This is a genomic window from Paraglaciecola marina (genome assembly GCF_004360155.1).
Lineage (GTDB): Bacteria > Pseudomonadota > Gammaproteobacteria > Enterobacterales > Alteromonadaceae > Paraglaciecola > Paraglaciecola marina.
Genome location: NZ_SAIS01000001.1, coordinates 606,401 through 631,321, shown reverse-complemented (window position 1 = coordinate 631,321; position 24,921 = coordinate 606,401). Strand labels below are relative to the sequence as shown.

Here is a 24,921-nt window from a genome sequence, read left to right as displayed (position 1 = left end):
ATAAATTAACTACTTAATTTTTCTTTAAATTTATAGTCTCAATTGACTCAGGATTAACATGAATAACAAATTAAAAGGTAAAAATATCCTTATCACAGCTGGCGCCCAAGGAATTGGAGAAGCCACCAGTAAGCTATTAATTGATAACGGCGCTAATATCGTAATTCACTACTTTTCTAGTGCAGAAACAGCAAATTCACTAGTATCATACGCAACCAGCAAGGGACAAAAAGCCATTGCAGTAAGTGGAGATTTAACCACAGAGGCAGACGCTAACGCTATGGTCTCTGAAGCAGTATCAGCCCTTGGTGGTTTAGACATTTTAATCAACAATGCGGGCTCTTTAGTAGGGCGACGTTCACTAAACGATATGGACGCCGAATTCTGGCACAAGGTTATGGATATTAACCTTACCTCTATGATGTTCGTTACCCGCGCTGCCTCTCCTTATTTGGCTAAGAATGACAACAGTAGCATAGTTAATCTAGCGTCACTGGCAGGACGTAAAGGAGGACACGCTGGTTCTCTTGTTTATTCTACGAGCAAAGGCGCTATCCTTACTTTTACAAGAGCCTTAGCATCAGAATTAGGCGCGCAAGGCACCAGAGTCAATGCAGTAGCTCCTGGCCTTATTTTAGGCACGTCTTTCCACAATACCCACACGACTAAAGAGTCTGCAGACGAGACTATTTCTGGTATTCCAATAAACCGAGCCGGTAATGTAGATGACGTAGCAAGAGCTGTGGTTTATCTCGCTTCTGAATATGATGGCTTTATTACTGGAGCCACGTTAGATATCAATGGTGGCGTTTATAACATGTAAAGGAATAAGCCCATGCAGTTATCTGCATGGGATTAACCTAACCATCATAAACTCTTGCTTTAAGGATTGAATAAATGCTCAAAACACCAGTAATACACCCAACTATAATGGAAGCCCTTGGACGTTCGGGTCACTTCTCGCAGGTTGTTATCGCTGATGGCAATTTACCTGTTGGAGCTATGAACGGTCCAAACTCTTCAACTGTGCATTTAAATTTTCGCCCTGGTTTATTAGATGCACTAACGGTTCTCGAAGGAATTCTAGAAGTGTGTCCTATCCAGGGCGCAATTGTCATGGAGAAACCACCAGAAGCCAATGCTGAAATTCATCAATCCTATAAGGTGTTGTTAGGTGACGTTGCTTGGGATGAAATGGAGCGCTGGGCTTTTTACGATAAAATTCGTGAGCCAGCTACGGTTTTAATTATTCAAACCGGTGAACAGCGTCGTTTCGCCAACTTAATACTAACGGTTGGTGTAGTAAAAATGGCAGAAGAAAGCGGCTTTTAGTCGCTTATTTAAATATCTAAAGCCATGGTAATTGGCCTTAAAGTAATACCGAAAAATATAATAGCGGGCTGGCTAACGCCTTAAACCTGCAATAGACAATATGTTCGTGGAGAAAAAATGTGTCAACATTAATAAGAGCAATTTTAAGTTTTGGTCCAGCGTTTTTAGCCATAGGTTATACCATAGGTACTGGCAGTGTGACGGCAATGATAGTAGCCGGCAGTACATTTGGAATGCAGTTACTTTGGGTACTATTGTTAAGCTGTTTGTTTTCAGGGGTACTGATCTATGCATACGGTAATTTTGCGTTAGTCACAGGTGAAACCGCTTTATATAGCTTTAAAAAGCATCTCAAATTCGGTAAACCTATGGCGATACTTATCATCATTGGTGTGAGCTTTGGTCAGTGGAATTCCTTAGTCGGTATTTTAGGGATATCAGCTAATATCATCTTTGAAATGATTGCACTTTATTTCCCAGCGGTAATTGAATACAAGTATGAAATGGTGATCGCCATAGCCGTGATTGTTATTGGTACTATGTATACAATTTTACTGATTGGTAGATTTTCGCTATTTGAGAAGATTTTAGTGATTTTTGTATCTTGTATGGGGTTGTCTTTCATACTCTCTTTATTTGTTGTTAGCCCACTACCGTCAGAAGTTATTCAAGGTATGATCCCTGTTATTCCAGATGTAGATGGTGGAAAAATGATGGTGGCTGCATTTGTAGGCACCACTATGGCTGCAGCTACATTTCTATCACGCCCCCTTTTCATTCAAGGTAAAGGCTGGGGCATGGCAGACAGAGCACAGCAAAAGAAAGATGCCATAGTTGCGGCTGTTTTAGTATTTATAATCAGTGGTTCAGTCATGGCTGTAGCTGCAGGCGCTTTGTATCATGACGGAAACAAAGTAACCGACGTACTTGATATGGTAAATGCCCTAGAGCCTATAGCTGGTAAAGGCGCGCTGACCGTATTCTTTTTTGGAACCCTTGCCGCAGGGTTATCTTCTGTATTCCCTTGTATGCTAATTGCCCCATTATTAATAGAAGATTACCGCTCTGGAAGACTCGATACTCAATCTAAACAATTTCGAATTATTACTGGTATTGCAGCCATTGTGGCACTTACTATTCCTGTGGTTGGTTTTAACCCTGTAAAGGGCCAAATATTGACTCAAGTGTTTAACGTGTTTGTACTGCCTCTGGTTATCTTGGGTATTATTTTACTAATAAACAAAAAAGAGATTATGGCTAAACATACAGCGGGTTATGTACTCAACTTTGTATTGGGACTAGCGTTTCTTTTCTCTATCATCATTTCATACAATGGTGTTTTAGCCTTAATTGGACAATAAAAGGAAATTAAATGATCCTGATCATTTGTGGCGTTTCTGGTACGGGAAAATCAACTATAGGTAGTCAACTTGCAAAGAAACTTGAACTACCTTTTTATGATGGTGATGATTTTCATTCAGAAAGCAACATGCAAAAAATGCAAAATGGCAGTCCATTAAATGATCTAGATAGGCAACCTTGGCTGGAGTCTCTAGCCAAGCACATTGCTTCTTGGGAAATTGACGGCGGCGCTGTATTGGCTTGCTCTGCATTAAAAGAAACTTACCGGACCATTTTAGCTTCACAAGCAAACTCCAACATAACCTGGGTTATGCTCGATGGGACACGGGACCTATTAATCAAACGTTTGGACTCAAGGAGCGGCCACTTCTTTGACTCAACCCTTTTAGACTCGCAGCTAAATACCTTGGAATTACCTGACTACGGATGGTTAGTGGATATCAAAGATACTCCAGCTACGATAGTTGATACAATTTCAATACGGTTACAAGAATTAAAATTACCGAATAAAACACGGAACAATTGACGGCCAACATAAAATCGTTAACGTATCCCCCCTACAACAAAACAGCAATAGAGATTAACAGAGTACTAAAAATGAATTTCAATAAAAAACTAGTTACATTGACAACTACAGCCTTAAGTACATTTGTACTTGTTAGTTGTAACACGACAGATGATGTAACCAAGCATACCAATTTACCGGCTGAAAAATTTGATCTAACTCACTGGAAAATTACCATTCCAACTGACATAAACAATGATGGCAAAGTAGATTCTATCAGTACCCAAGCTATCCAGACCTACCAACACCCAGACTACTTTTATTTAGACGCCGATGACAATTTGGTATTTACAACGCCTAATAAAGCCTTCACTACCCCTAACTCTTCTAATACTCGTAGTGAGTTACATCAAGTAGTAGCAGGACTAGAAGACAAAGGCGATAAATACGATAATAACTTTACCATTCAAGCCAATGAAGACGCTGAGAAATACGGACAAATTGGCGGTAACTTACAAGCAACACTCCAAGTAAACCATGTAGCCAAGCGGGCTAAATACACAGAAAAAGCTCCAGCTTATTCTGTTGTCGTAGGGCAAATACACGCCACTAAAGACAAAGAATTTGTTGCAGAAGGAGAAGGATATGGCTACGGCAATGAGCCATTAAAAATCTATTTTAAAAAATGGCCGGATCACGACTACGGCTCTGTGTTTTGGAACTACGAACGTAATCTTGAAAAAGAAAACCCAGATAGAAAAGACATCAGCTACCCGGTTTGGGGTAATTCCTGGATAGATAATGCAGCGCCCGGTGAAGCAGGTATCGCCCTCAATGAAACCTTCAGCTATGAAGTCAACGTATATGAAAACACCATGTATTTGACCTTTATAAGCGAGCGTCTTGGTACAGTTAAGTATTCTATAAATTTGGCTGACAATGTTGATGCCTATGGAAAAATTGACGAGCTTGATAACCCGAATGGTTACACAGGAGATGGCAACTTCTTCAAAGCCGGAGCCTATGACCAATGCAGTATCAAAGACGATCCAGGGTTTTGGTACCCAGCATGTTTAGGTACGGGCGACTGGGAAACTGATAAAGCAAATGGCGATTATGCACAGGTCACCTTTATGGAATTAAAAGTTGGTCCGGCGACAGCGCCTAAAGAATAGTTAAAAAATTAACTCCCCAACAAGCAAAAGGGAAATGGATAAAACCATTTCCCTTTTTCGTATCTAAATTAATCTTAAATGCTTAACGCACTAATTTTAAGTATTACCGGGATAACATTCTAAGATAGACATACCTGAGTCAGATTGATATTCAAATTCGGTGACACCAGCAGGGCAAAAAAAGCGCTCCCAACGTTCCAATTGGACCACTTCGTTTCCAATCTTTAGTTTACCAGAACCGTCGGTAACAATACCGTAAAAGAAAGTTTCTTCTTTTCGTTCAAAACGCCCCGTTACCGATGCTCTTCTAACAGTAAAACAAGGGGTTTGATCTGAGCCAATTAATTCTTCTAAACGGTTACCCTGCCCATCTGAGCTTAACTCTGTTGGCTCACAACGAAATTCAGCATCAGTTTTTTCTGGAGTAACAGGGTCAAAGTTAAATACATCTAATGCTGTTTCAATACCTCTATCCATAAACCTTGCTTTCTCTGGTATTTCGTAACCACAACGTTCAAATTCAAATCGCACAGCAAGATCAGAAGGCTCCATTATTTCTAACATCAATATCCCCTCCCCTAGTGCATGAGGTCTGCCACCAGGTAACAGAAATACATCTCCGGGTTTAACGGGGATACGGTCAAAACACCTTTCGATAGCATCTATATCTTGAGTCTCAATCCACTCTTTAAGCTGTTCACGACTAGGCGGACGTTGAAAGCCAGCATAAATATAAGGTTCGCTTATATCTTCGCGGGTTTCCAAAATAACATAAGCTTCAGTTTTACCTCTAGGTAGACCTAAACGTTCTTGAGCAAACTCTCTAGTAGGATGGGCTTGAAAATGTAAACGAGTAGAACTGTCTAGGTATTTCACCAAAGGTATGTCATCCAATGGACGGACCTCAGAGCCATTTTTCCCTAAAAAGTATTCTTGATTATTTTTAAGGAGATCTCGAAAAGGAACAGACTCACCTTTTTCATCCTTAACAATGGCGAGCCCTTCAGAGATATGCTCTCGGCCAACATTACGAGCTTCAACAGTTGAGCCAATCCAATCTTCAGGAAAGCTCGAATCCACCGGCACTTCCTTTCCTTCGATGGAATCTAACAGTTTTCCACCTTGATAGGTACGCCAAACTCGATTGGCACCAAACTTTATAACTTTACTCATGGGTACGGCTCCAATTTATTTTACGGTTTTACTTTTTTAGTCAGGACCCGTTTACTGCAATCACTAACACTCTCATGACATTTTGAGAGCTATGTTAAAAGTAAGTATTACAACGCTTGTAATGTAGAAACAATGCCATTGTAACTCATGTAGCTCATTACCAAAGCAAACACAAATATCAAAGATAATAAAACGTTTACTAGAGTCGAAAACTTGTGCCCCCCCATTAATGCTTTTTTATTCCCTATGTAAAAAATGCAAGCAACGGTAGCGGGTAAAACCAATGCCCCAAACGCTTGAGAGCCAACCATAACGGCAATTGGCTTAGCATTGAATATTGGCACAACTAATCCTAAGCATGAGATAACAAGGGCCATCACTCGGTAGCTTGGGCGTTTTAAGTTAGGTTTACGTTCATGGTAATCATCTAAAAGCCAAGGTAACAAGGCTACATTAGGAAATTGTGAAGACACGCCTGCAGCTATCAAGCCTATTGTGAAAATAGCAACAGCAGAGGCACCAGCCAAAGGCTCCAATAGGTTTATCATCTGAGTTACATTTTGTAAGCTAATCCCCTTTACATATAATGAACCAGCGGCGGCAGCCATAATTGAGGTGCTCACAATAAACATCAAAAATGCAGAAAACAAAGCGTCTCTATTTTGAGATTTTAAATCTGCCAATGTCCAACCCGCTTCTTTTACTAATATGGTTCTTAATATAAATAAGCCAGAGAAAACTGTAGTTCCTACCATAGAAGCTATCACCAAAAATGAGCTTTTATTGGCGGTCGCATCTGGCACATTTGGCAGCATGCCTTTTAGGATATCCATTGCAGGAGGCATCAAAATAAAGAAGTTAATCAAAAAACATAAGGCCATAATGGCAACAAAAAGCGCCAACACCTTTTCGAATACTTCTGTTTTACCAATCAAGAATATGATGTACACAAACCCAATAAAAAATAACGCAAAATACAGTGGCGAAATACCACCATCAATAAAGGTCTTTGACCATTCATAGCAAACATCTGCCAAAATCCCCATTACTCCAATCACACTGCCACAAATTTGTGCGGTTAATGCGACAATGAAAAACAGTGCTACACTGGGGTGAATATGTTTTTTGAAGGACTGTAGCGCGGTTAACCCTGTCACTAATGTGAACTTTCCAAACAAGGAAATCAGAAAATAAGTAATGGCGCAGGATAAGAAGATGGTCCAAAGCAATGACATGCCATAGTCTGCCCCAGCTTTAGCCATAGAAGTAACGCTGCCAGTTCCAACAGTAAAGCCAAATAAAAAGATGCCCGGTAAAAGTGATTTAAAAAATGTTTTGATATTTGTCATTATTATAAGTACCGCTAGTTTGAATAATTGAAGCAATCATTTGCCGGCTCAAAACCAACTAGACTAAAACGGTTTAGTGCCAAGGGAAAATCATGACATATTTGTTAATTAATTGTATCTAGTGTTATTAATAATTGTCAATAACTACCTAATAAACAAAGGATTTTAATATTGGCTCATAAGCTCTAAGTAATAAAACTAAAGCTTTAGACTCATAACGCAAATATACTGCAGTGCAGACAAAGCACGAATACCTCTACGGACTTCAACTAACCTTCTTATAAGAACTAGTGCTGAATAACCAGGATTTACAGTTTTTGATGACTATAATCAGGGCAAACATAAATGGTTAACATTTATCTGTCTTAGGTCGCTCTTCTAGATTCATTGTTTAGCAGCTTTTGAACCAAAGCTATCATATCAATGCACTATTAAGATGGCTGGCATCAAGTTATAACAGATACTATTTATGCCACATTCAGCATAATCTTCATTCGCCAAGCTATAAATAAAACCAATTCAATAATCTCTTTTACATTAACCAAGAAAATAAAATTTAACAAACCATGCAGTTAGCACTAAAAAACATGTCTATTTTTTAATCCACCCAACCTAAATCGAACGATTATCGAACAAAAGCAAAACTAAAAACCAAGCAATGTAAAATATTTGTTTGTAAAACCGTTTAATAATCACCCAATCTAAAAGTTATAAGATAAAACACCAAATTAACCTTTTATTTACAAAAACCATTTCAAATAAGTTCAAAAAAAACAACATAAAATTATTAAAGCACTGTTTTTTAATGAAATTTGCAATATTAATCTTAAAAAATTAAGGATTGGTATGTCCAAAAATACCATATTGGTAATACAGAATTTGTTAAAAAACATGTTTCAATCAGGATTAGAGGTTGACCAATATTTATTTTCATGGATAATTTGTAATAGATTTGTAATTCACCTGTAATCAATATGCGCCACATAGGTTAATTATTAATGTTGTAAGGCACTAGAATTTAAAAACCAACTATGCAGAGTAAGGTCTCCTACATTTACCTAAACTCTGCACCAGGAGACACACACATGACACATAAGTTATCGAAAATTACCTTGGCTATGTTATCAGCGACCGCGTTGTACATGCCATCATTGGTTCATGCTCAAGAAACTACCGCAGAAGTAGAAGCAGCTGATGATTATGAAGTTATTCAGGTTTCAGGAATACGTAGCTCTCTTACCAGCGCTCTTCTAGAAAAACGTGAATCCACTAACCTTATTGAAGTAATAGAAGCCGAAGATATAGGTAAGCTACCTGACCAAAACTTGGCAGAAGTGCTAGAAAATATAACAGGTATTCAAATTACAAGAACAGCCGGTGTTGGTACCGGTGTTCAAATTCGTGGCTCAAACTCAAACAATGTATTGATTAACGGCGTTCAGACAGTCAGTTCAGGTACTGGCCGTGGTGGTATTAGTTTTGAAGATGTTTCAGCATCCATCATCGCAGGAGTTGAAGTTACTAAAGCTTCAGATGCAAAAACAATTGAAGGTTCTGTTGGCGGCACGGTTAATTTGCGTACAATTCGCCCTTTAGAGCTTAGTGAACAGTTAATTAACGTCCGAATTCAAGGTGAAGACAGTAGTCTAACTACTGATGGTATTCAGCCTCGTTTTTCTGCAGTTTATGGTGATAACTGGGATACCGACAGCGGTAAATTTGGTTTTGTATTTAGTGGTAGTTTAACTAAACAAGAATCTTCCTCTTTCCGTCCCCGTGTTGACCGTGACGGTAGCTTGGTTGAAAACTGTGACGCGGACGTTGTACGTAGTGGCAACCTTGAACCCATAGAGGACCGTCCAGTATGTCAAGACTTCGATTTCTTGGGTATACAATTCTTAAACCAAGAATATGAAAACTATGAGTATGACACCACTAACATTTCTACCACATTTGAATATGCCCCAAATGATGACATGAAATTTTTCGTAGACCTAGTTATAACAGATCAAGAGCGTCGTCAAGATAGTACCCGTGTCCAAGGTTCTGGCGTGAGCGCGGTACTTAACCAAAACTTACCAACTGAATTTGAAACAGTTAACTATGGTTCTTTAGACGGCGTTCAATTAGGTAGTATCCAAGCTGCAGTTGTCGGCGTAATTGAACCAGATTTAGATAAAGATGATGATGACCCAAACCTGCGTTTTAGTAGTGATACTGGCGCACGTGTAACTGATACTTCCCTTTTCCGTATCGGAGGTGAATGGCAAGGTGAGAACATATTCGCTAGCTTTGAAATATCTTCAGCTAATTCTGATACTGTTAATCCCAACCTTAGTTCTACGTTAAACTTTATTAATCCAAACTGCCCATTAGACGCAACAAGCAACGATAATTGTGTACCATTTAAATATGATTTAACGGGTGGTGCATTAACATTTGGTATCAACTTTGATTCAGACTATGCACCAACAGTTGACCAATTATCAGACACATCAGGTGAACATGTTGTTTTAGACCAAGTTCAAATTGGTCGTAATGAAACAGAAAACTCATTGGATGCATTACGTGCTGATTTCTCCTATTACTTAGATGATTCACCAGTGACGTCAATTGATTTTGGTTTCCGCTTTAGCGAACGTGAAAGTACATTCAACGATATATCTGATAATATCGGCGGATTTAGTCAAATGGCAGATAGTCCAAGTGGCTCATTGTTCTCTGAGTTACTTGTTCAAGGGCCAAGCAACTTTGGTGATGCTGATGGTCGTGAATTGGCCATTCGTAACTTCGTAATCATTGATCCAGATCTAGCGTTTAAAAACCCAGATTATGTTATTGAAACCTTAGAAGCTGCTTTGATTGCCCATGACGACACACCTGATTTGTCAAACTTAGAGCCGGACTCTACTGCTTTCTTTAATATTTCTGAAGAAACTTTGGCAATATATGCCCAAGCTAATTTTGAATTTGACTATGTTGTTGGTAACTTTGGTGTTAGACACATAGAGACATCAGTTGATTCAACGGGTAACACCGTCACCGATGCTGGCAATACATTGACCACTATTTCTGGTGACTATAGCTTTACATTACCCAAACTGAATTTAGTAGTTACACCACATGATGACGTGGTTCTACGTTTAGGTTGGGGGCAAGATATTCGTCGTCCTGACTTTGATCAATTAAACACCTCAGTGTCTTTTGATCCAAACATTAACCAATCTGTAAATGTTGGAAACCCAGGTTTAGAGCCACAAGAAATCACGACTCTAGATATATCTGCAGAATGGTATTTCGCTGAGGCCGCTGTAATAAGTATTGGCTACTTTGACAAAGAAATCAGTAACTTATTTGTTAGCACCTTAGATTCATCTCCAACAGATGCAAATGGTTATTTTGAATACACTGACACTTCATGTCCTGGTGGCGGATTCTTTAACCCTATTGCAGCAGGTGATGACTTCTTGGCTCCTTTAGGTGTAACTGGTGCATGTGTTGATTTACAAACTGACGTTAACGACAGTGCAAAAACTACTCAAACGGGTATTGAAATGGCTGTTCAGTATGACTTATCAAGCTTTGAAGACGAGTTAGGTTGGGCGTCTGGTTTTGGTTTCTTAGCAAACTACACTATCCAAGAGTACAAAGGTGGCTCTGTAGTTAACGAATCAGCTACCCGTGGTACAGATATTTTCAATGCAATTAACGGTATTTATGACGATGCTGATTTTGTGACATATACAGCTGTTCAAGGCCTATTAGACTTTTCTGAGAATGCATATAACATTACTGCATACTACGAAAAATATGGATTATCAGCACGTCTACGTTACACATGGCGTGAAGCGTTCCGTACTGATGATACTGCGGGTGGCGCATCACGTAACTCTACATTAGGTTTCCCAGTTGTTACTCATGACCGTGGCCAACTTAATGCCAGTGTTAGTTATGACGTGAATGAAAACCTAAATCTAGGTGTGGAAGCAGTTAACTTAAATAAAGAAGGAGTAAGCCAGTCTTGTGTTAACGAAGGTGCTATCCTTTGTTTCCAAGGTTTAGCAGACCGTCGTATTACATTCGGTGCAAGCTACCGCTTCTAAGATGTAATAATGACTTTCACACATACGTGAAAACATAAAAGTATTAAACTAACCCCAGCTATTGCTGGGGTTAGCATTTATACAAGGTTAAGTTTTTATTTGGATAAGGATTATGAGGTGTTTCAACATGTATAGTCGAGCACTTACATTGCCAACCTAAACAACTTAATATCTAATAGGTGGATCACTAATAAAAATCATTAAGACGATAACCATGCATTATCGGCTAACCAAAAAATGAAAAATACCTTACATTAAATAAAATCGGAGCTACTGCTGATGAGCAAAATGAAAATCTCTGCCCTATTGTTAATGGCAGCGACACTGACTACCCCCCTTACCGTTCAGTCGCAGGAACATCCTAACTTGATTATGACCAAAGCCGGGATGGAAAAGGTCAGACAAAACCTAGGTAACGTACCTTTATTTGACGCGTCAGTACAAAGCGTAAAAGAAGAGGTTGACGCTGAAATTGCATCGGGCATCGACACCCCAATTCCAAAAGACTTTTCAGGAGGTTATACCCACCAAAGACACAAATTAAACTTTTTTATCGCTCAAAAAGCTGGCGCACTTTACCAAATATTAGAAGATGACAAATACGCCAAATATGTTCGCGACATGTTGTTTCAATACGAAGCCATGTACAAAAATTTACCAGTACATCCGCAAGAGCGTTCTTATGCTAGAGGTAAGTTATTCTGGCAATGTCTGAACGACAGTAATTGGTTGGTTTATATGGCTCAAGCGTATGACGCAATTTACGACACGCTTTCAGAGCACGAGCGAGACAAGCTAGAAAACAACTTATTTAGACCCTTTGCAGATTACATTTCTTTAGAGAATCCTAAATTTTACAATCGTGTCCATAATCATAGTACTTGGGGTAATGCCGCAGTTGGAATGATTGCCCTAGTAATGGATGACAAAGAGTTACTAGACAGAGCTTTATACGGCATCGAAGATGACGGCCTACCAATTGGCGGCGTAGACAATGACGGCGGTACAATTAAAGTTGAAGGGCAAAAGAAAGGCTTTATTGCTAACTTAGAAGACCCCTTCTCACCTGATGGATATTACACCGAAGGCCCTTATTACCAACGTTATGCTATGTATCCATTCTTAATTTTTGGTTTAGCCATGAACAATGTAAAACCAGAAATGAAGGTATTCTCACATAAAGATAATGTGTTATTAAAAGGGGTGGATGCACTTTTAAATTTGACAGATTCTGATGGTGAATTCTTCCCATTAAACGACGGTCAGAAAGGTATGTCGTACTTCACCCCTGCTTTAGTGACAGCGGTTGATATAGCCTACCAGTACGGTGATAAAAACCCACAGTTACTAAGTATTGCTGAAAAACAAAATAAAGTACTACTAGACCAATCAGGCCTCGCTGTAGCTATGGGTATTCGTGATGGCAAAGCTCAACCTTTCGTTAAAAACTCCCTTAACCTAACTGATGGCCAAAACGGTGATCAAGGTGGTGTGGGTGTCTTAAGATACGGCAATGAAGACTTAACCTTAGTATTTAAATATGCAGCCCAAGGCTTAAGTCACGGACATTACGACAAACTATCTTTTTCTTTGTATGAAAAAGGCGATGAAGTGTTACAAGACTACGGCTTAGCTCGTTTTGTTAATATAGGTCAAAAAGGTGGCGGTAATTACTTAAAAGAGAATAAAACTTGGGCTAAAACTACCATAGCCCACAACACTATCTCACAAAATGAAGAGATGCATTTTGGTGGCAAATATGAAATCGCTAGCCAACATCATTCAGACTTATATTTTTATGATGACTCCAACAAAAATGTACAAGTTGTCAGTGCTACTGAAAGCAACGCTTACCCCGGCACAGACATGCATAGAACTATGGCAATTATTAAAACTGACGGTTTTGAGAAGCCATATTTGTTAGATATTATGAAAATAGAATCTGATGAGATAAATCAATACGACCTTCCTTTCTATTACATGGGACAAGTACTTAGTGATAACTTTAAGTATGACTCACCTAAAGTTTTGAAACCTTTAGGTGAAAAAAATGGTTATCAGCATTTATATCTTGAGGGTAAAGGTAAACCAGCATCTGATAGCACGCAGTTTTCATGGTTAGGTAATGGCAAATACTACACCCTAACTGCTGCTACAGATAAGAATGATGAATTGTTACTTACCCGAATGGGTGCCAACGATCCTGACTTTAACCTGCGCCGAGAAGCCGCTTTCATGATCCGTAGAAAAGGTAGTCACAACACTACTTTTGCCTCGATTATTGAGCCGCACGGCAGTTACAGCCCAGTATCAGAGTTATCTGTAAACTCTACTAGTAGTGTTGCGGAACTTAAGGTCATTCATGATGACGCTAAGTACACAGCCGTATCTATTGATGACGTAAATGGACAATCCAGTATTTTCATTTTATCTAACAAAAATCCATCCATGTCTAAAAGTCATAAACTTAAAATTGATGGTAAGTCTTATCGTTGGAAAGGTGCTTATTACTTCGCAAAGTAGTAACTTCCTTTAAATAGAAAACATCACTTCAGACCCTAATTTCAAACACTGATATTAGGGTCTTTTCATTTATATATCTCAGTATTAATTGCTCACTACAGCAGTTGAAGTTAGTTTAGCAACTCAGCTGGTCAACCACTCATTAAGAAATCCTATTAATTAACAAACACTTAACAAAGCAATTGAATTCACAATAATGTCATTTTAGTGTCATGGAATCGTCTTATAAAACTCTTAGTTTGGCCTGCTTCGGGGAAACCGCTTTTATAAAAATAGAGAAATACAATAATGAAACACACAAAATCACTCATACCTAGACTAAGTAAATTGTCCATACTCATAAGTGCAGCACTGAGCGTTCAAGTAAATGCACAACAAGCCAGCGACCAACAAATAGAACAAATAACCGTTACAACTCAAAAACGAGTGCAATCCATCCAAGATGTTCCAGCCAGTATTAGTGCTTACAATGGTGACTTTTTGGACTCTATCGGTGTGGGTGAATTAGATACATTATCTGAAATTACTCCTGGCTTAGTGATTCAAGAACAAAGCCCAAACAACCCTGGCTTTGTAATACGCGGTATCACCTCAGATAGCGGCTCATCACAAGCCTCTCCCCGTGTATCAATCTATTACAATGGTGCAGATATTTCTCGCTCACGTGGTTCATACTTTGAAATGTTCGACATACAAAGGGTTGAAGTAGTTAAAGGCCCTCAAGCTACTTTATTTGGCACGGCGGCTTCAGTGGGTGCGTTAAGCGTCATTACGAACAAGCCAGAAGAAGACTTTTCAGCAGCGGTAACCATAGGCGCAGGAAACTTTGCAGCGAAGCAAGTTAAAGGCTACGTAACTGGTGGTAACGATACACTTCAAGGCAGGTTTGCATTTAGCTACCGCGAACGTGACGGTTACATTAAAAATATAGCAGGTGAAGAAGGTTCACAATCTGTTGATGGTACTCAGCAAGATGACATGCATGCAATTGAGCGCACAGCTTATCGTGCTTCATTAAGATTCACTCCTAACGAAGCAATCACTGCAGATTTAACCTATACCCATGAAGAAAACCAAGACTCTGGCACCTCTTTTAAAAATGGGCTTTACGCACCAACAGGTGGCGATACTAGTCCTTATAGTTTCGTTGAATTATCAGGTAGCCCCTACTCTGCTGAAGTATTAGGTGCTGAAAAACTAGGCGTAGACCGCACAACAGAGGATCTTAACCTAACAGTTGAATGGTTAATATCTGACAGTCTCACGTTTACATCAGTATCAGCCACTCGTAGTTTCGACTCGTTAGAGATTTTTGATGGTGACGGAACCCAAGCATGGTTTTTAGAATTTGCAGAAGATGCACAAGGCGACCAATTTAGCCAAGAATTTAGATTACTACATTCAGGTGAAAAGCTGACCACCATCGCTGGAATTAGTTACTTTACCGAAGATGGAAGTCAGGCCGTACCTTTTAGCACAGAAGAGTCGATTTATTTAAACTGTTTAGGTGCATTAGGCACTGGCCTACCTTGTATTAATGCAGATGGCTCTGTAAATCAATTAACACCGGCACTTACAGAAGGCGCGTTAACTGAAATACCTTATGCCGCGGTATTCAGTAATTTTGGTGAGACATATTCATTATCAGTATTTGCAGATTTTACTTATGCAGTTAGTCAAGATTTAGAGCTTACAGCCGGTATTCGCTATATCAGTGAAGATAAAACCAGTGGATATAGCTCAGTTGCGCCAGACTCCTTCATACTAACAAGTATTGGCGCACCTGGGCCGCTTCTACCTGTGGTTAATACCGATGGTGTAGTACTTGAAGCAACAGATAAATTTAACGACTGGTTACCGCGCTTTAATATGCTTTATAAACTAAGCGACAACACCAATATCTACGCAACTATCTCAAAAGGCCGTCGCTCAGAAGTTTTAGATGTAAGCTCTACCACAGATGAAGATGGCAATGTTGTAGCAGATGTCACCTTAGTACCTGCAGAGATTATCTGGAATGCAGAAACAGGCGTGAAAGGCCAAGCACTAAACCGTACTGTTACTTACTCTGCATCTGTCTATTATCAAGACTACTCTGATTTCCAAGTAACTCAACAAGACGATGCAGGTAACTTCTTTACTGCCAATGCTGGCTCTGCAACAAACTTTGGATTCGAGTCTGAAGTAAGAGCACTAGTGGGTGATAACTTTGACGTATTTGCAAACTTAGCCTACATAGACGCCACAATCGATGACGATAGCGCCAATGGCGAACTGGCCGGCAATCGTTTTAGGTTACAACCAGAATGGACTGCAAGTACCGGAGTGTCTTATAACCAAGAGTTGTCAGACAACTATAGTTTGACGGGCTCTTTGATATACAGTTATCGCTCAGACATATACTTTGAACCAGATAATGCACCTATTTCAGGTTTAGATATCAGTGAAGACGCAATCAGTTTAGTTAACGCTAGAATTGGTATTGCTAACCAAGAGAGTGGCTGGAACCTGAGTTTGTACGCTAGCAATTTGTTCGACAAAGAGTATTTAGTTGACGCGGGTAATACAGGCGGCAGTTTTGGTAACCCAACCTTTGTAGCAGGACCGCCAAGGTTTGTAGGTATAGACTTCTCAATGTCTTTTGGAAATTAACAACTAAAACATAAACTTAATTTAAGCACTACATAGAAAAGGGGTATCAAATCACATTGATACCCCTTTAAAATAACGGTTTAATTACGTTATTAACGTTTAAACTATTAACCTTTAATACTGGTTATTTTTTAAAACGTCGTGATGCTAATCCACATAAGCCTAATGCAAGAATTGCTATAGATGCTGGCTCAGGAACTTCTTCAACGCCAGCATTTATTACCATGTTATCCATAACAAAATGATTACCAGAGTCATTTATTCTTAACATATCAATGCCTGACCAATTAAATGTTAATGTTCTGCACTTACCAATAGTAATTATCAGATTAACTGAGCTAATTTATATGTTATCCAAGGTTGCTTGCCCATATCATTCCCTACCTATTTAGGCAGTCGACTACTACTTTGGCTAACTGAAACAAAACAGCTTACTTTACCCCAGTCTATTCTTAGCTTCTTATTAATCGCAGCGGTGTCTGCACTCATTGCCACAACCTTAGTTTTAAGCGCACTAATTGTGTCGGATATGATGTCCATCCAAGAAGTATCTGAAATCTGGTTACCCTTTTGGATTGGTGAATTGGCTGGCCTCATTATACTTAGCCCACTATTTTTAGTGGGCTCAGGCATATCTACCCAAAAAGAAGATTTGAAATGTTGTTAGTGAAACTTACTCAGTCTATTGATAGTTCATTTGCAATATTCTTTTTAGTGTTACCTCACATGTGGATTGCTTGTACCGAAAATGCTTTTTACAACATTTTCAGTTTAGCTCTACGCAGTGTATTAGTGGTATTTTTAGAAGATTATTTATATTTAATGGACTTTGTTATGGTGTACCAATATGCAAAAATGGAACTAGATGACAACTTTGACAGCTTATTTAAACGAGCCGTTCCAGCGCTAAATCAGGCCAAAACTCTGTCCGAAATTGTGTATTTCAACATTCAGAATAACCATTAAAACACAAGGTTATAAAACAACTCAGGCCAGAGTAAATCGAAAAGTTTACTCCGGCCCAAGGATCTTAAAACAATTATAATCTTTAGCTGTTAATAATCTTTCCTAAAAGGTATCCGGTAAAACAAACTATAAAATACCGGCACAGCAACCAAAGTTAATAGTGTTGCGAAGGCTAGGCCTCCCATTATCGTCACAGACATATCAGCAAAGAAGGGGTCAAACAACAACGGCATCACCCCTAAAATGGTTGTAATAGCGGCTAAAGCAACTGGGCGTAAACGACTCACGCTGGCTTCAATCAAGCCATGTAATGGCTCTTTGCCCTCTCCAATTTGCAGGTCTATTTCTTCTAGTAATACAATCGCATTTTTGATCAACATACCAAACAGACTTAAAAACCCTAACAAAGACATAAAGCCAAAGGGCATATCAGCAGTTAATAAGCCAGCAACCACACCCACAATAGCCATGGGTACAATTAACCAAATAATTAAAGGCTGCCTAACCCGACCAAACAAGACCACACTTATCAAGAACATCACCAAAAACCCTAATGGTAAACCAGCACCTAAAGCTTGTTGTGCTTCGTTTGCTGTTTCAAACTCGCCGCCATATTCTAATGAATAACCAACGGGCAAAGGAATGTCTTCTAATTGCTGTTTCACTCTAGCAAATGCAGCACCAGCAGTTTCATTTGCACCAGGCTCAGCGGATATACTAATAGTACGTACCCGATCCCTTCTTTGAATTAACAGCTCTTCGCTTTCATACTTAATACCACTAGATACCTGTTGAAACGGAATATATCGCCTTTGACTGCTACTCCACACCATACTATTTTGTATGTCTGATAATTCAGGTTCAGTTTGCATGCGAATCTTAGCAATAATTGGATACAAATAGTCTCCAAACTGCAATTGCCCAATTTGTAAGCCACTACTAGCAAATTGAATTGCCTCTGAGAAATCTAACCTTGATACACCGGCTAAACCAGCAGTAATTTCATCGTACTGTGGGGTTAGAATAAAGCCCTTCTCTCTCCAATTATCCCTAACATTACCAATAGAAGGATCATCAATGTAAACATCCTTAGCTTGGGCTGCGAGGTCTCGTAAAACTTCTGGATCAGGGCCCGAAAATCTAACCTGCAACTTAGCTTCTGCTGAAGGACCAAACTGAATCACCTTCACATAATAACGCCCCTCTGGATCTACAGCCTGTAGCTCTTTAGTTAACGCCTCGGCGGTTGCTGGAATATCTTCTGCGTTTTCAACCCTTACCAAAAACAGGCCATAACTTTCATTTGGTAATTCAGGGCTATACAACAAGGTAAATCGCTCAGCACCGCGCCCCACAAAAGTAGCAACCGAAGAAACACTGTCATCAGCTAATATGATTTTTTCACCTTCTATCATATTAATTTCTGTTTCCCGAATATCTCTGTCTTGTGGGCTCCAATAGTTAATAAAAAACACCGGAGCATTTGAAGGCGGGAAGAAACCTTGTTTTATCATTCCAAAACTAGCGTAAGCGGTTATGGTAATAATAATCAATACTGCCAAGCTCACCCATCTAAAACGTAAGGCTAATTTTAAAAAGCTCAAATATCCCTTAGATAAAGCTGATAACTTAGGCTCCGTGGTAACTTCTTCGCCAACTTTATAGAAATATTTGCCTAATAATGGGGTCAATGTCACCGCGAATACCCAACTAAGTAACAAGGAAATCAATACCACTGCATAAAGTGAATACAAAAACTCGCCGGTAGCATCATTTGATAATCCAATTCCAGAAAACGCCATAATGCCGATTACGGTAGCACCCAATAAAGGCCACTGGGTTCGCTTCACAATAAAACTAGCCGCTTCCATAGCCGATTTACCTTTGGCCATACGCATCATCATACCTTCGGCTACCACTATGGCATTATCCACTAACATCCCCATGGCAATAACCATTGCCCCTAAGGATATACGTTGTAAACGTAGCTCACTAAGCCACATCAATAATACTGTTCCAAGTACAGTAATAAGTAAGGTTACCCCAACTACTACACCGGAGCGCCACCCCATAAAAATACATAAAGCTAAGGTTACGACTAACACGGACACTTCTAGATTGAGAATGAAACCATCTACGGCCTCTTCTACAATTCCCGCTTGGTCATATAAAGGCTCAACAACTATGCCAGCAGGAAGAGACTTCATTAGCTCTTCAACCTTTTGATTTACTTTTTTCCCAACATCCACAATATTTACGTCAAACTTAGCTGACACTGCAAATGTAGTAGCATCTTTGCCGTTGTAACGCATGATACTTTGAGGGATTTCTAGAGGCTGGATGCTAATTTCGGCAATATCTCGAAGCTTTATAGACGCATTATTTCCAGGTAAAACAATGGATAGATTTCCTATTTCATCTATTTTATTTTTAGAATCAGCTAAGGAAATCCTAACTTGCTTACCTTCCACCAATAACCTACCACCGGTAAAAGGTTGCAAATTATTGTTTAAAAGTTGCGTAATATCAGGAAACGACAAACCTAACCCAGCTATTTGGTAAGTATCAAAAGTAGCAACAATTTCTTCTTCTAAAATACCATTAACATCAACTTTTGCTACACCATCAATAGTCAGTAACTCTCTGCGAATAACCCGAGAAAACTCTCTAATTTGATAGGGAGAAAAGTCTGGTGCAGTCAGCGCATAATACAATCCATACACATCACCAAAATCATCAATAACCAAAGGCGTAGACGTACCAATTGGTAAAGAGGAGTGCAGGTCTCGTAGCCGCTTTCTCAGCTCATCCCAAATTTGGGGTAACTCTTCTGTATCGTATGTTGAAAGTACTTCAACTCTAATTTGCGACACACCGGGTTTACTAGTTGAAACCAAACGTTTCAACTGCGGCATTTTCTGTAGCGCAATCTCAATTTGTTCAGTTAATTCTTTTTCAACTTTCTCTGCATTCGCCCCAGGATAATAGGTCATTATCATTGATTGTTTAATAGTAAAAGCGGGATCTTCTAATCGACCGATACTTCCAAGGGCGATCAAGCCGCCGATAATACACACTATGGCCAGCAACCATATATTGACGGGCCTAGTAAGTGAATAACGAGCGATATCCATTATGGCGCTACCTTATACTCACGAACGAGTAAGTTATCTCGCAAATTAGTCACACCCGCAGATACAATTTTATCACCTGCCGCTAAACCAGTACCGATGAGAACGTATTTGTCGAAAATTCCATTAACAGTAACTGTCTTTTTAGTCACTCTGCTCTGCGCTTCGTCAAACCACCACACAGCAAACCCCGACTCACTATCACCAAATACAGCCGATACAGGCACTGCAATAACATTAGCTTTGCTAACCTTAGTTTCAATTGTGACCATTGCCCTAGATCCTGGAATAAATAACGTCTCTTTGGCGTTATCGATAGCAAAGGTAACATTGTAAGTCTGAGTAATAGGATCAGGTGTAGCTTCGTGCTCTACGTAATGAATAGTATAGATTTGATCTTCGACACCTATGATACGAGCCGTTGCTAAAACGTCTTTATTGCCATGATTCAAGGTCATTACTCGTTCTGGCACATCAAACGAAAAGTACAAACTTGAACGATCTTGTATAGTGGCTATAGACAGGCCCACTTGCACATAACTGTCGTTTTCAACATATCTGTCAGATACAAAACCATCAAATGGTGCGGTAACTTCGGTATAACTCAGATCTTGTTTGGCATTATTAAGGTCTAAAAGGGTAGTTTCGAATTGAGTTTTGGCATTATCGTAAGCACTAGGTGATACGCCACCAGTTTTGTAGAGTGTCTCAATACGTTTCAAGTCATTAGTGGCAAGCTCATGTCTAGCTTCTCTATCTTTCACTTTGCGCTCATAAGGAGCAGGATCAATTTGAGCTAATACCTGACCTTTTTCGACTTTTCGACCTTTCACTAAATCCGTAGCAATCAAGCGTCCTGCCACTTCAAATCTGAGCTCCACATTTTTAACAGCAGAAACAACAGCAGGAAATTCATAGGCATCATTACTTGGTTTCTCAACCACAGTAAAAGTTTGCACCACAACCGGCTCTTCTTTTACTTCAACAACCTCTGACTCACTACAACTCTGACACAATATTATCAGACCTATAAAGATCCACTGTTTCATCCTATTCTCCAAAAAATTACGCCAATTGCACATCAACTAACTTGCCGCGATATTAACACATTAACACTAAGTGTAAACCCAATTGAAAAATAAACTGATTCAGGTAAACTAGCGTCCTGAAATTAAGGCAGAGATAAATGCTAAAAAGTACCCAAAAAATATTTGATACCGCCAAAGAATGCTTCTTTCTACATGGATACAGCGCAACGAGTATTGCCATGATCAGCCGTTACTCTGGCGTATCGAGAGTGACAATTCATAAGCAATTTTCTTCAAAGGAGGTGTTATTTAGAGCCACTTTAGAAAATTATCTATTAGATAAAGATACGGAGATTCAAGAATATACCAATAAAACTGGGTTATTTTGGAATGACACCTACGAGTTTTTGGCAAGACGCTGCACCGAAGTATTTGACAACATTCCTAATGCGATGATCAAGTCAGACTTGATCCTCGCAGGCCATTCTTATTGCCAAGATTTACTAGAACAAAGTCGCATAAAAACAAGGCGTGCCATTCAAATACGTTTACAGCGAGCTACCGACAACGGCCAACTTAGCCTCAAAAAAATAGGCTTAGACTGCGAAACACTAGCCACAAACATAGAACTATTAGCAGAAGGAATCATGCTATCAAGTTCAGCGGCTGATCCTAATCAGGTTGTAAAAACAACACTGCATGTTTATGAAGTATCTTGTATCATTTAATCTGAACTAGAGCGTCGAGTGGTATACTTACCTAAAACAATTGTTTTTTATAAATTCACTATGACTCACTGCTTTTAACAGTGCTTTTCGTATAAAATCGCCTCTGTGATTTATATTAGTAAATAACATCCTAAATGAAACGGTCCCTCTATACCGTCCTATTCCTTTTTACTTGGCTATACAACAATGACAGATAAAACCATAGTTACCCACAGTGGTAATTTTCATGCTGATGACGTATTTAGCGTTGCCACACTTAAAAACATTTACCCGAGCTTTACCCTAGTACGAACCCGTAAAAAAGACGTCATAGCCAAGGCTGATATCGTAATAGATGTAGGCGGAGAATATGATCCAGATGCAGGACGTTTTGACCACCATCAACGAGGTGGGGCCGGCGCCCGTGAAAATGGCATCCCCTTTTCGTCCTTTGGTTTAATTTGGCAAAAATATGGCTTAGCACTTTGCGAAGGAAACCAAGAAGTCGCCGATGCCATTGATGCAGGGCTAGTATCAACTATTGATGCAATAGACTGTGGATACGCAGAAGGTGTGTCAGAAGGTATTAGCCTTAGCCAAACCATTTCAATGTTCAACCCAACATGGCAAGAAGACAGTCAGTATGACGACTGCTTTAATGAAGCCGTAACCTTTGCATCTCGCATCTTAAAGCGCTTTATTGCAGCAGCAAGTGGCGGGATTAATGCCAAGTCTATCGTGGCCGAAGCCATTGCAAACGCAACAGACCCACGGGTAATTGTGTTAGAGAAATACACCCCTTGGAAAAAAACAGTCCATGCCTTATCAGAACAAGCGTTGTACGTTATTTATCCTTCAGATACGGGCCAATGGAGAATTCAAACTGTGCCTGTCGAACCAGGTTCTTTTGAAAACAGAAAGTCTCTACCAAAAAAATGGGCAGGCTTATCAGATGAAGCATTGCAGCAAGCCACTGGTATTGCTGATGCTATGTTTTGTCATAATGGTTTATTTATTGCCGGAGCTGAGTCCTTTGAAAGCACCATGAAGATGGCATCCATTGCCCTTCAGTAGAATTTAAAAACCTGACATAAAAGGGAGTCAATTGACTCCCTTTTTTATTGCTCGTAGTCCCACTTATTCTGGGTAACTTACTTGATGTTCGTTTGATATTGTATAATCCGTAGACAAAATGTTATCAACAAAACGCCAAGTCGCATCAATATTTTGCTCCGTAACAGTAAGCTGCAAATACCCTCTTTGATGCAAATCACAATACTGCAAATCATCAATCAATAAGGTTAGTGCCTGTGCGGTTTGTTTGGCACCTTGCTCATCTAATTTAAGGTAAGTTTCAATTCCCGGTGAGGTTACCGCAGGTGTTGCAAATTCAATCCCCACAGTATCTCCTCTGTTATTGGTTAACTGGCTAGTCCACGCATTGTGGGTATCACCGGCCACCACAACCAGTTTTTTACCTAAATTAGCAGCAGCGGTATATAGCTTTTCTCTTTCAACCGGGTAACCGTCCCACGCATCTAAGTTATAGGGTAAAACAGTATCAATTAAACTTTGCTCCTGTGCCGTTAATGCATCACCTTTGAGTAATCTAACTTTTATACTCGTTAACTTTGTCATTAACGCTGCTGCGTCCTTCTTACCAAGCTGACTTAACATTGCCCCAGGAATAAGCATTTTACCCATTAACACCTGCTGTCCTAATAGCTGCCATTTGGCCTCAGAGGTTTTCAACGAATTAACCAACCAATCAAACTGCGCTTTACCTAGTAAACTTCTATTTTTATTCTGTAAATCAGCAATGAACCCTTCACTATCCATCTGTTGGGTATCTTTGTTGATGTAATGACTGTACTCAAGCTGTTCATCTCGACCTATGACTCGCGTATCTAACATGTGCAATGACAACAAGTTAGCAAAATCAAAGGTACGATAAATATGAGGTTGTAAATCCCCTTTAGGCGGCCTGATAGGTAACCATTCGTAATAAGCCTGAATTGCCGCAGCGCGGCGCTCATAAAAGTCACCTTCGCCAGGGTTATGGTTTTCTCCCCCACCCGACCAAGTATCATTCATGATTTCGTGGTCATCCCACACAGCAATAAATGGAGCCGCAGCATGCAGCGCAGTTAAGCCTTTGTCCGTGCGATAAATGGCATATCGGTTACGATAATCCTCAAGGGTGAGCAGCTCACCAAGATTATCAGATGCAAACTCTCGCCCTATTTCGGCTGCTCGCTGTGTAGCATAGCCTTTAGCATCATACTCATAAATGTAATCACCTAAGTGCAATACCGCGTCTAAACCAGGGGTTTTGGCAGCTTCTTGATAAGCATTAAAGTACCCTGCAGGGTAATTAGAACATGACACCACAACAAACTTGATCTGCTCTGGGTTAGTTGATGGTAAGGTTTTTGTGCGGCCTGTCATACTGACTTGCTGACGACCTTTAAAGCGATAGAAATACTCAGTGGCAGGGTTTAACTCTTGTACGTCTACTTTAACCGTATAATCTCTAGACTCAGAAGAATCCACCAGCCCAGAGCGCACAATATTTGTAAAGTTATTATCTGTTGCTAGTTCCCAAACCAAGCGAGCAGAAACTGCACCGTCTTGGGGTAATGCCCGAGTCCATAAAATCACCGAGCCTTGCAAAGGATCACCACTGGCAATACCGTGGCTAAACTCTACATCACTTAAGTCATCCTCTTTGGCACTTGAAATAGCGCACCCTGTTAAACTAGTAGATAAAACCATGCTACCGATTGAGGTAGCAGATAAGGATAAAAAGTGACGTCGTGATAAAGGTTGCAACATAATACCTGTAAATAGAAATATAATTTGCAGGTATCATAAAGGCCCTGTATGACATATTTATAACGGTAAAATTGCAGTTT

At 39.7% G+C, this 24,921-nt stretch carries 18 protein-coding genes; 12 read left to right on the top strand and 6 right to left on the bottom strand.

Features of this window, described 5'->3' with window-relative positions; all coding sequences use genetic code 11:
• The first annotated feature begins 58 nt into the window (after nucleotides 1–58).
• The 5 genes from EOK74_RS08895 to EOK74_RS08875 all read left to right on the top strand — a co-directional run bounded on the left by EOK74_RS08895 (nucleotide 59) and on the right by EOK74_RS08875 (nucleotide 4,374).
• Complete coding sequence (locus tag EOK74_RS08895) at nucleotides 59–823, top strand: SDR family NAD(P)-dependent oxidoreductase (RefSeq protein WP_133469615.1); 765 nt, start codon at nucleotides 59–61, stop codon at nucleotides 821–823.
• A gap of 74 nt (nucleotides 824–897) precedes the next feature.
• The gene (locus EOK74_RS08890) at nucleotides 898–1,332 is read left to right on the top strand and encodes an RbsD/FucU domain-containing protein (RefSeq protein WP_133469614.1); all 435 of its coding nucleotides are present in this window, start codon (nucleotides 898–900) and stop codon (nucleotides 1,330–1,332) included.
• A 119-nt stretch (nucleotides 1,333–1,451) separates the two neighbouring features.
• Nucleotides 1,452–2,693 (top strand): Nramp family divalent metal transporter, encoded by a 1,242-nt coding sequence (locus EOK74_RS08885; RefSeq protein ID WP_133469613.1) that lies wholly within the window; start codon nucleotides 1,452–1,454, stop codon nucleotides 2,691–2,693.
• Nucleotides 2,694–2,704: 11 nt separating this feature from the next.
• Nucleotides 2,705–3,220 (top strand): gluconokinase, encoded by a 516-nt coding sequence (locus EOK74_RS08880; protein ID WP_133469612.1) that lies wholly within the window; start codon nucleotides 2,705–2,707, stop codon nucleotides 3,218–3,220.
• 71 nt (nucleotides 3,221–3,291) lie between these two features.
• A complete protein-coding gene (locus EOK74_RS08875) occupies nucleotides 3,292–4,374 on the top strand; it encodes a polysaccharide lyase family 7 protein (RefSeq protein ID WP_133469611.1) in 1,083 nt (360 codons plus the stop codon).
• Nucleotides 4,375–4,470: 96 nt separating this feature from the next.
• On the opposite strand, the gene EOK74_RS08870 is transcribed toward EOK74_RS08875, so the two are convergent.
• Nucleotides 4,471–5,547: a class I mannose-6-phosphate isomerase gene (locus EOK74_RS08870; protein WP_133469610.1), complete on the bottom strand. Its 1,077-nt coding sequence runs from the start codon at nucleotides 5,545–5,547 to the stop codon at nucleotides 4,471–4,473.
• A gap of 107 nt (nucleotides 5,548–5,654) precedes the next feature.
• Nucleotides 5,655–6,896 (bottom strand): Nramp family divalent metal transporter, encoded by a 1,242-nt coding sequence (locus EOK74_RS08865; protein ID WP_133469609.1) that lies wholly within the window; start codon nucleotides 6,894–6,896, stop codon nucleotides 5,655–5,657.
• Nucleotides 6,897–7,981: 1,085 nt separating this feature from the next.
• On the opposite strand from EOK74_RS08865, the gene EOK74_RS08860 reads away from it, so the two are divergent.
• The 3 genes from EOK74_RS08860 (at nucleotide 7,982) to EOK74_RS08850 (ending at nucleotide 16,174) form a co-directional block, all read left to right on the top strand.
• The gene (locus EOK74_RS08860; protein ID WP_133469608.1) at nucleotides 7,982–10,999 is read left to right on the top strand and encodes a TonB-dependent receptor; all 3,018 of its coding nucleotides are present in this window, start codon (nucleotides 7,982–7,984) and stop codon (nucleotides 10,997–10,999) included.
• 279 nt (nucleotides 11,000–11,278) lie between these two features.
• Complete coding sequence (locus EOK74_RS08855; protein ID WP_133469607.1) at nucleotides 11,279–13,522, top strand: heparinase II/III domain-containing protein; 2,244 nt, start codon at nucleotides 11,279–11,281, stop codon at nucleotides 13,520–13,522.
• A gap of 288 nt (nucleotides 13,523–13,810) precedes the next feature.
• The gene (locus EOK74_RS08850) at nucleotides 13,811–16,174 is read left to right on the top strand and encodes a TonB-dependent receptor (RefSeq protein ID WP_133469606.1); all 2,364 of its coding nucleotides are present in this window, start codon (nucleotides 13,811–13,813) and stop codon (nucleotides 16,172–16,174) included.
• 124 nt (nucleotides 16,175–16,298) lie between these two features.
• Here the strand turns inward: EOK74_RS08850 and EOK74_RS08845 are convergent, their stop codons facing one another.
• Nucleotides 16,299–16,445, bottom strand: coding sequence for a PEP-CTERM sorting domain-containing protein (locus EOK74_RS08845; RefSeq protein ID WP_133469605.1), 147 nt, complete (start codon nucleotides 16,443–16,445; stop codon nucleotides 16,299–16,301).
• A 93-nt stretch (nucleotides 16,446–16,538) separates the two neighbouring features.
• On the opposite strand from EOK74_RS08845, the gene EOK74_RS08840 reads away from it, so the two are divergent.
• Together EOK74_RS08840 and EOK74_RS08835 are read left to right on the top strand one after the other, a co-directional pair.
• Nucleotides 16,539–16,841 carry a hypothetical protein gene (locus tag EOK74_RS08840; protein WP_133469604.1) on the top strand — a complete coding sequence of 101 codons (303 nt, stop codon included), beginning with the start codon at nucleotides 16,539–16,541 and terminating at the stop codon, nucleotides 16,839–16,841.
• Entirely contained in the window at nucleotides 16,832–17,140 is a 309-nt protein-coding gene (locus EOK74_RS08835) for a hypothetical protein (protein WP_133469603.1), read from the top strand. The genes EOK74_RS08840 and EOK74_RS08835 overlap by 10 nt, the downstream gene beginning before the upstream one ends.
• Before the next feature lie 89 nt (nucleotides 17,141–17,229).
• On the opposite strand, the gene EOK74_RS08830 is transcribed toward EOK74_RS08835, so the two are convergent.
• Nucleotides 17,230–20,274, bottom strand: a complete 3,045-nt coding sequence (locus tag EOK74_RS08830) for an efflux RND transporter permease subunit (protein WP_133469602.1) — start codon at nucleotides 20,272–20,274, stop codon at nucleotides 17,230–17,232.
• Nucleotides 20,274–21,320, bottom strand: coding sequence for an efflux RND transporter periplasmic adaptor subunit (locus EOK74_RS08825; protein ID WP_166638737.1), 1,047 nt, complete (start codon nucleotides 21,318–21,320; stop codon nucleotides 20,274–20,276). The genes EOK74_RS08830 and EOK74_RS08825 overlap by 1 nt, the downstream gene beginning before the upstream one ends.
• Nucleotides 21,321–21,457: 137 nt before the next feature.
• Here EOK74_RS08825 and EOK74_RS08820 point away from each other — a divergent pair, with 137 nt between their 5' ends.
• Nucleotides 21,458–22,027, top strand: coding sequence for a TetR/AcrR family transcriptional regulator (locus EOK74_RS08820; RefSeq protein WP_133469600.1), 570 nt, complete (start codon nucleotides 21,458–21,460; stop codon nucleotides 22,025–22,027).
• A gap of 186 nt (nucleotides 22,028–22,213) precedes the next feature.
• Nucleotides 22,214–23,080 (top strand): MYG1 family protein, encoded by an 867-nt coding sequence (locus tag EOK74_RS08815; protein WP_133469599.1) that lies wholly within the window; start codon nucleotides 22,214–22,216, stop codon nucleotides 23,078–23,080.
• Between the two features lie 63 nt (nucleotides 23,081–23,143).
• On the opposite strand, the gene EOK74_RS08810 is transcribed toward EOK74_RS08815, so the two are convergent.
• Nucleotides 23,144–24,841: an alkaline phosphatase D family protein gene (locus tag EOK74_RS08810; protein WP_239024056.1), complete on the bottom strand. Its 1,698-nt coding sequence runs from the start codon at nucleotides 24,839–24,841 to the stop codon at nucleotides 23,144–23,146.
• Nucleotides 24,842–24,921: the final 80 nt, after the last annotated feature.

Coding starts and splice junctions, on each gene's coding strand:
- EOK74_RS08880 (WP_133469612.1), top strand. CDS start 2,705: ATGATCCTGATCATTTGTGGCGTTTCTGGTACGGGAAAATCAACTATA.
- EOK74_RS08830 (WP_133469602.1), bottom strand. CDS start 20,274: ATGGATATCGCTCGTTATTCACTTACTAGGCCCGTCAATATATGGTTG.
- EOK74_RS08810 (WP_239024056.1), bottom strand. CDS start 24,841: ATGTTGCAACCTTTATCACGACGTCACTTTTTATCCTTATCTGCTACC.
- EOK74_RS08855 (WP_133469607.1), top strand. CDS start 11,279: ATGAGCAAAATGAAAATCTCTGCCCTATTGTTAATGGCAGCGACACTG.
- EOK74_RS08835 (WP_133469603.1), top strand. CDS start 16,832: ATGTTGTTAGTGAAACTTACTCAGTCTATTGATAGTTCATTTGCAATA.
- EOK74_RS08815 (WP_133469599.1), top strand. CDS start 22,214: ATGACAGATAAAACCATAGTTACCCACAGTGGTAATTTTCATGCTGAT.
- EOK74_RS08850 (WP_133469606.1), top strand. CDS start 13,811: ATGAAACACACAAAATCACTCATACCTAGACTAAGTAAATTGTCCATA.
- EOK74_RS08825 (WP_166638737.1), bottom strand. CDS start 21,320: ATGAAACAGTGGATCTTTATAGGTCTGATAATATTGTGTCAGAGTTGT.
- EOK74_RS08820 (WP_133469600.1), top strand. CDS start 21,458: ATGCTAAAAAGTACCCAAAAAATATTTGATACCGCCAAAGAATGCTTC.
- EOK74_RS08895 (WP_133469615.1), top strand. CDS start 59: ATGAATAACAAATTAAAAGGTAAAAATATCCTTATCACAGCTGGCGCC.
- EOK74_RS08845 (WP_133469605.1), bottom strand. CDS start 16,445: ATGTTAAGAATAAATGACTCTGGTAATCATTTTGTTATGGATAACATG.
- EOK74_RS08860 (WP_133469608.1), top strand. CDS start 7,982: ATGACACATAAGTTATCGAAAATTACCTTGGCTATGTTATCAGCGACC.
- EOK74_RS08870 (WP_133469610.1), bottom strand. CDS start 5,547: ATGAGTAAAGTTATAAAGTTTGGTGCCAATCGAGTTTGGCGTACCTAT.
- EOK74_RS08865 (WP_133469609.1), bottom strand. CDS start 6,896: ATGACAAATATCAAAACATTTTTTAAATCACTTTTACCGGGCATCTTT.
- EOK74_RS08875 (WP_133469611.1), top strand. CDS start 3,292: ATGAATTTCAATAAAAAACTAGTTACATTGACAACTACAGCCTTAAGT.
- EOK74_RS08890 (WP_133469614.1), top strand. CDS start 898: ATGCTCAAAACACCAGTAATACACCCAACTATAATGGAAGCCCTTGGA.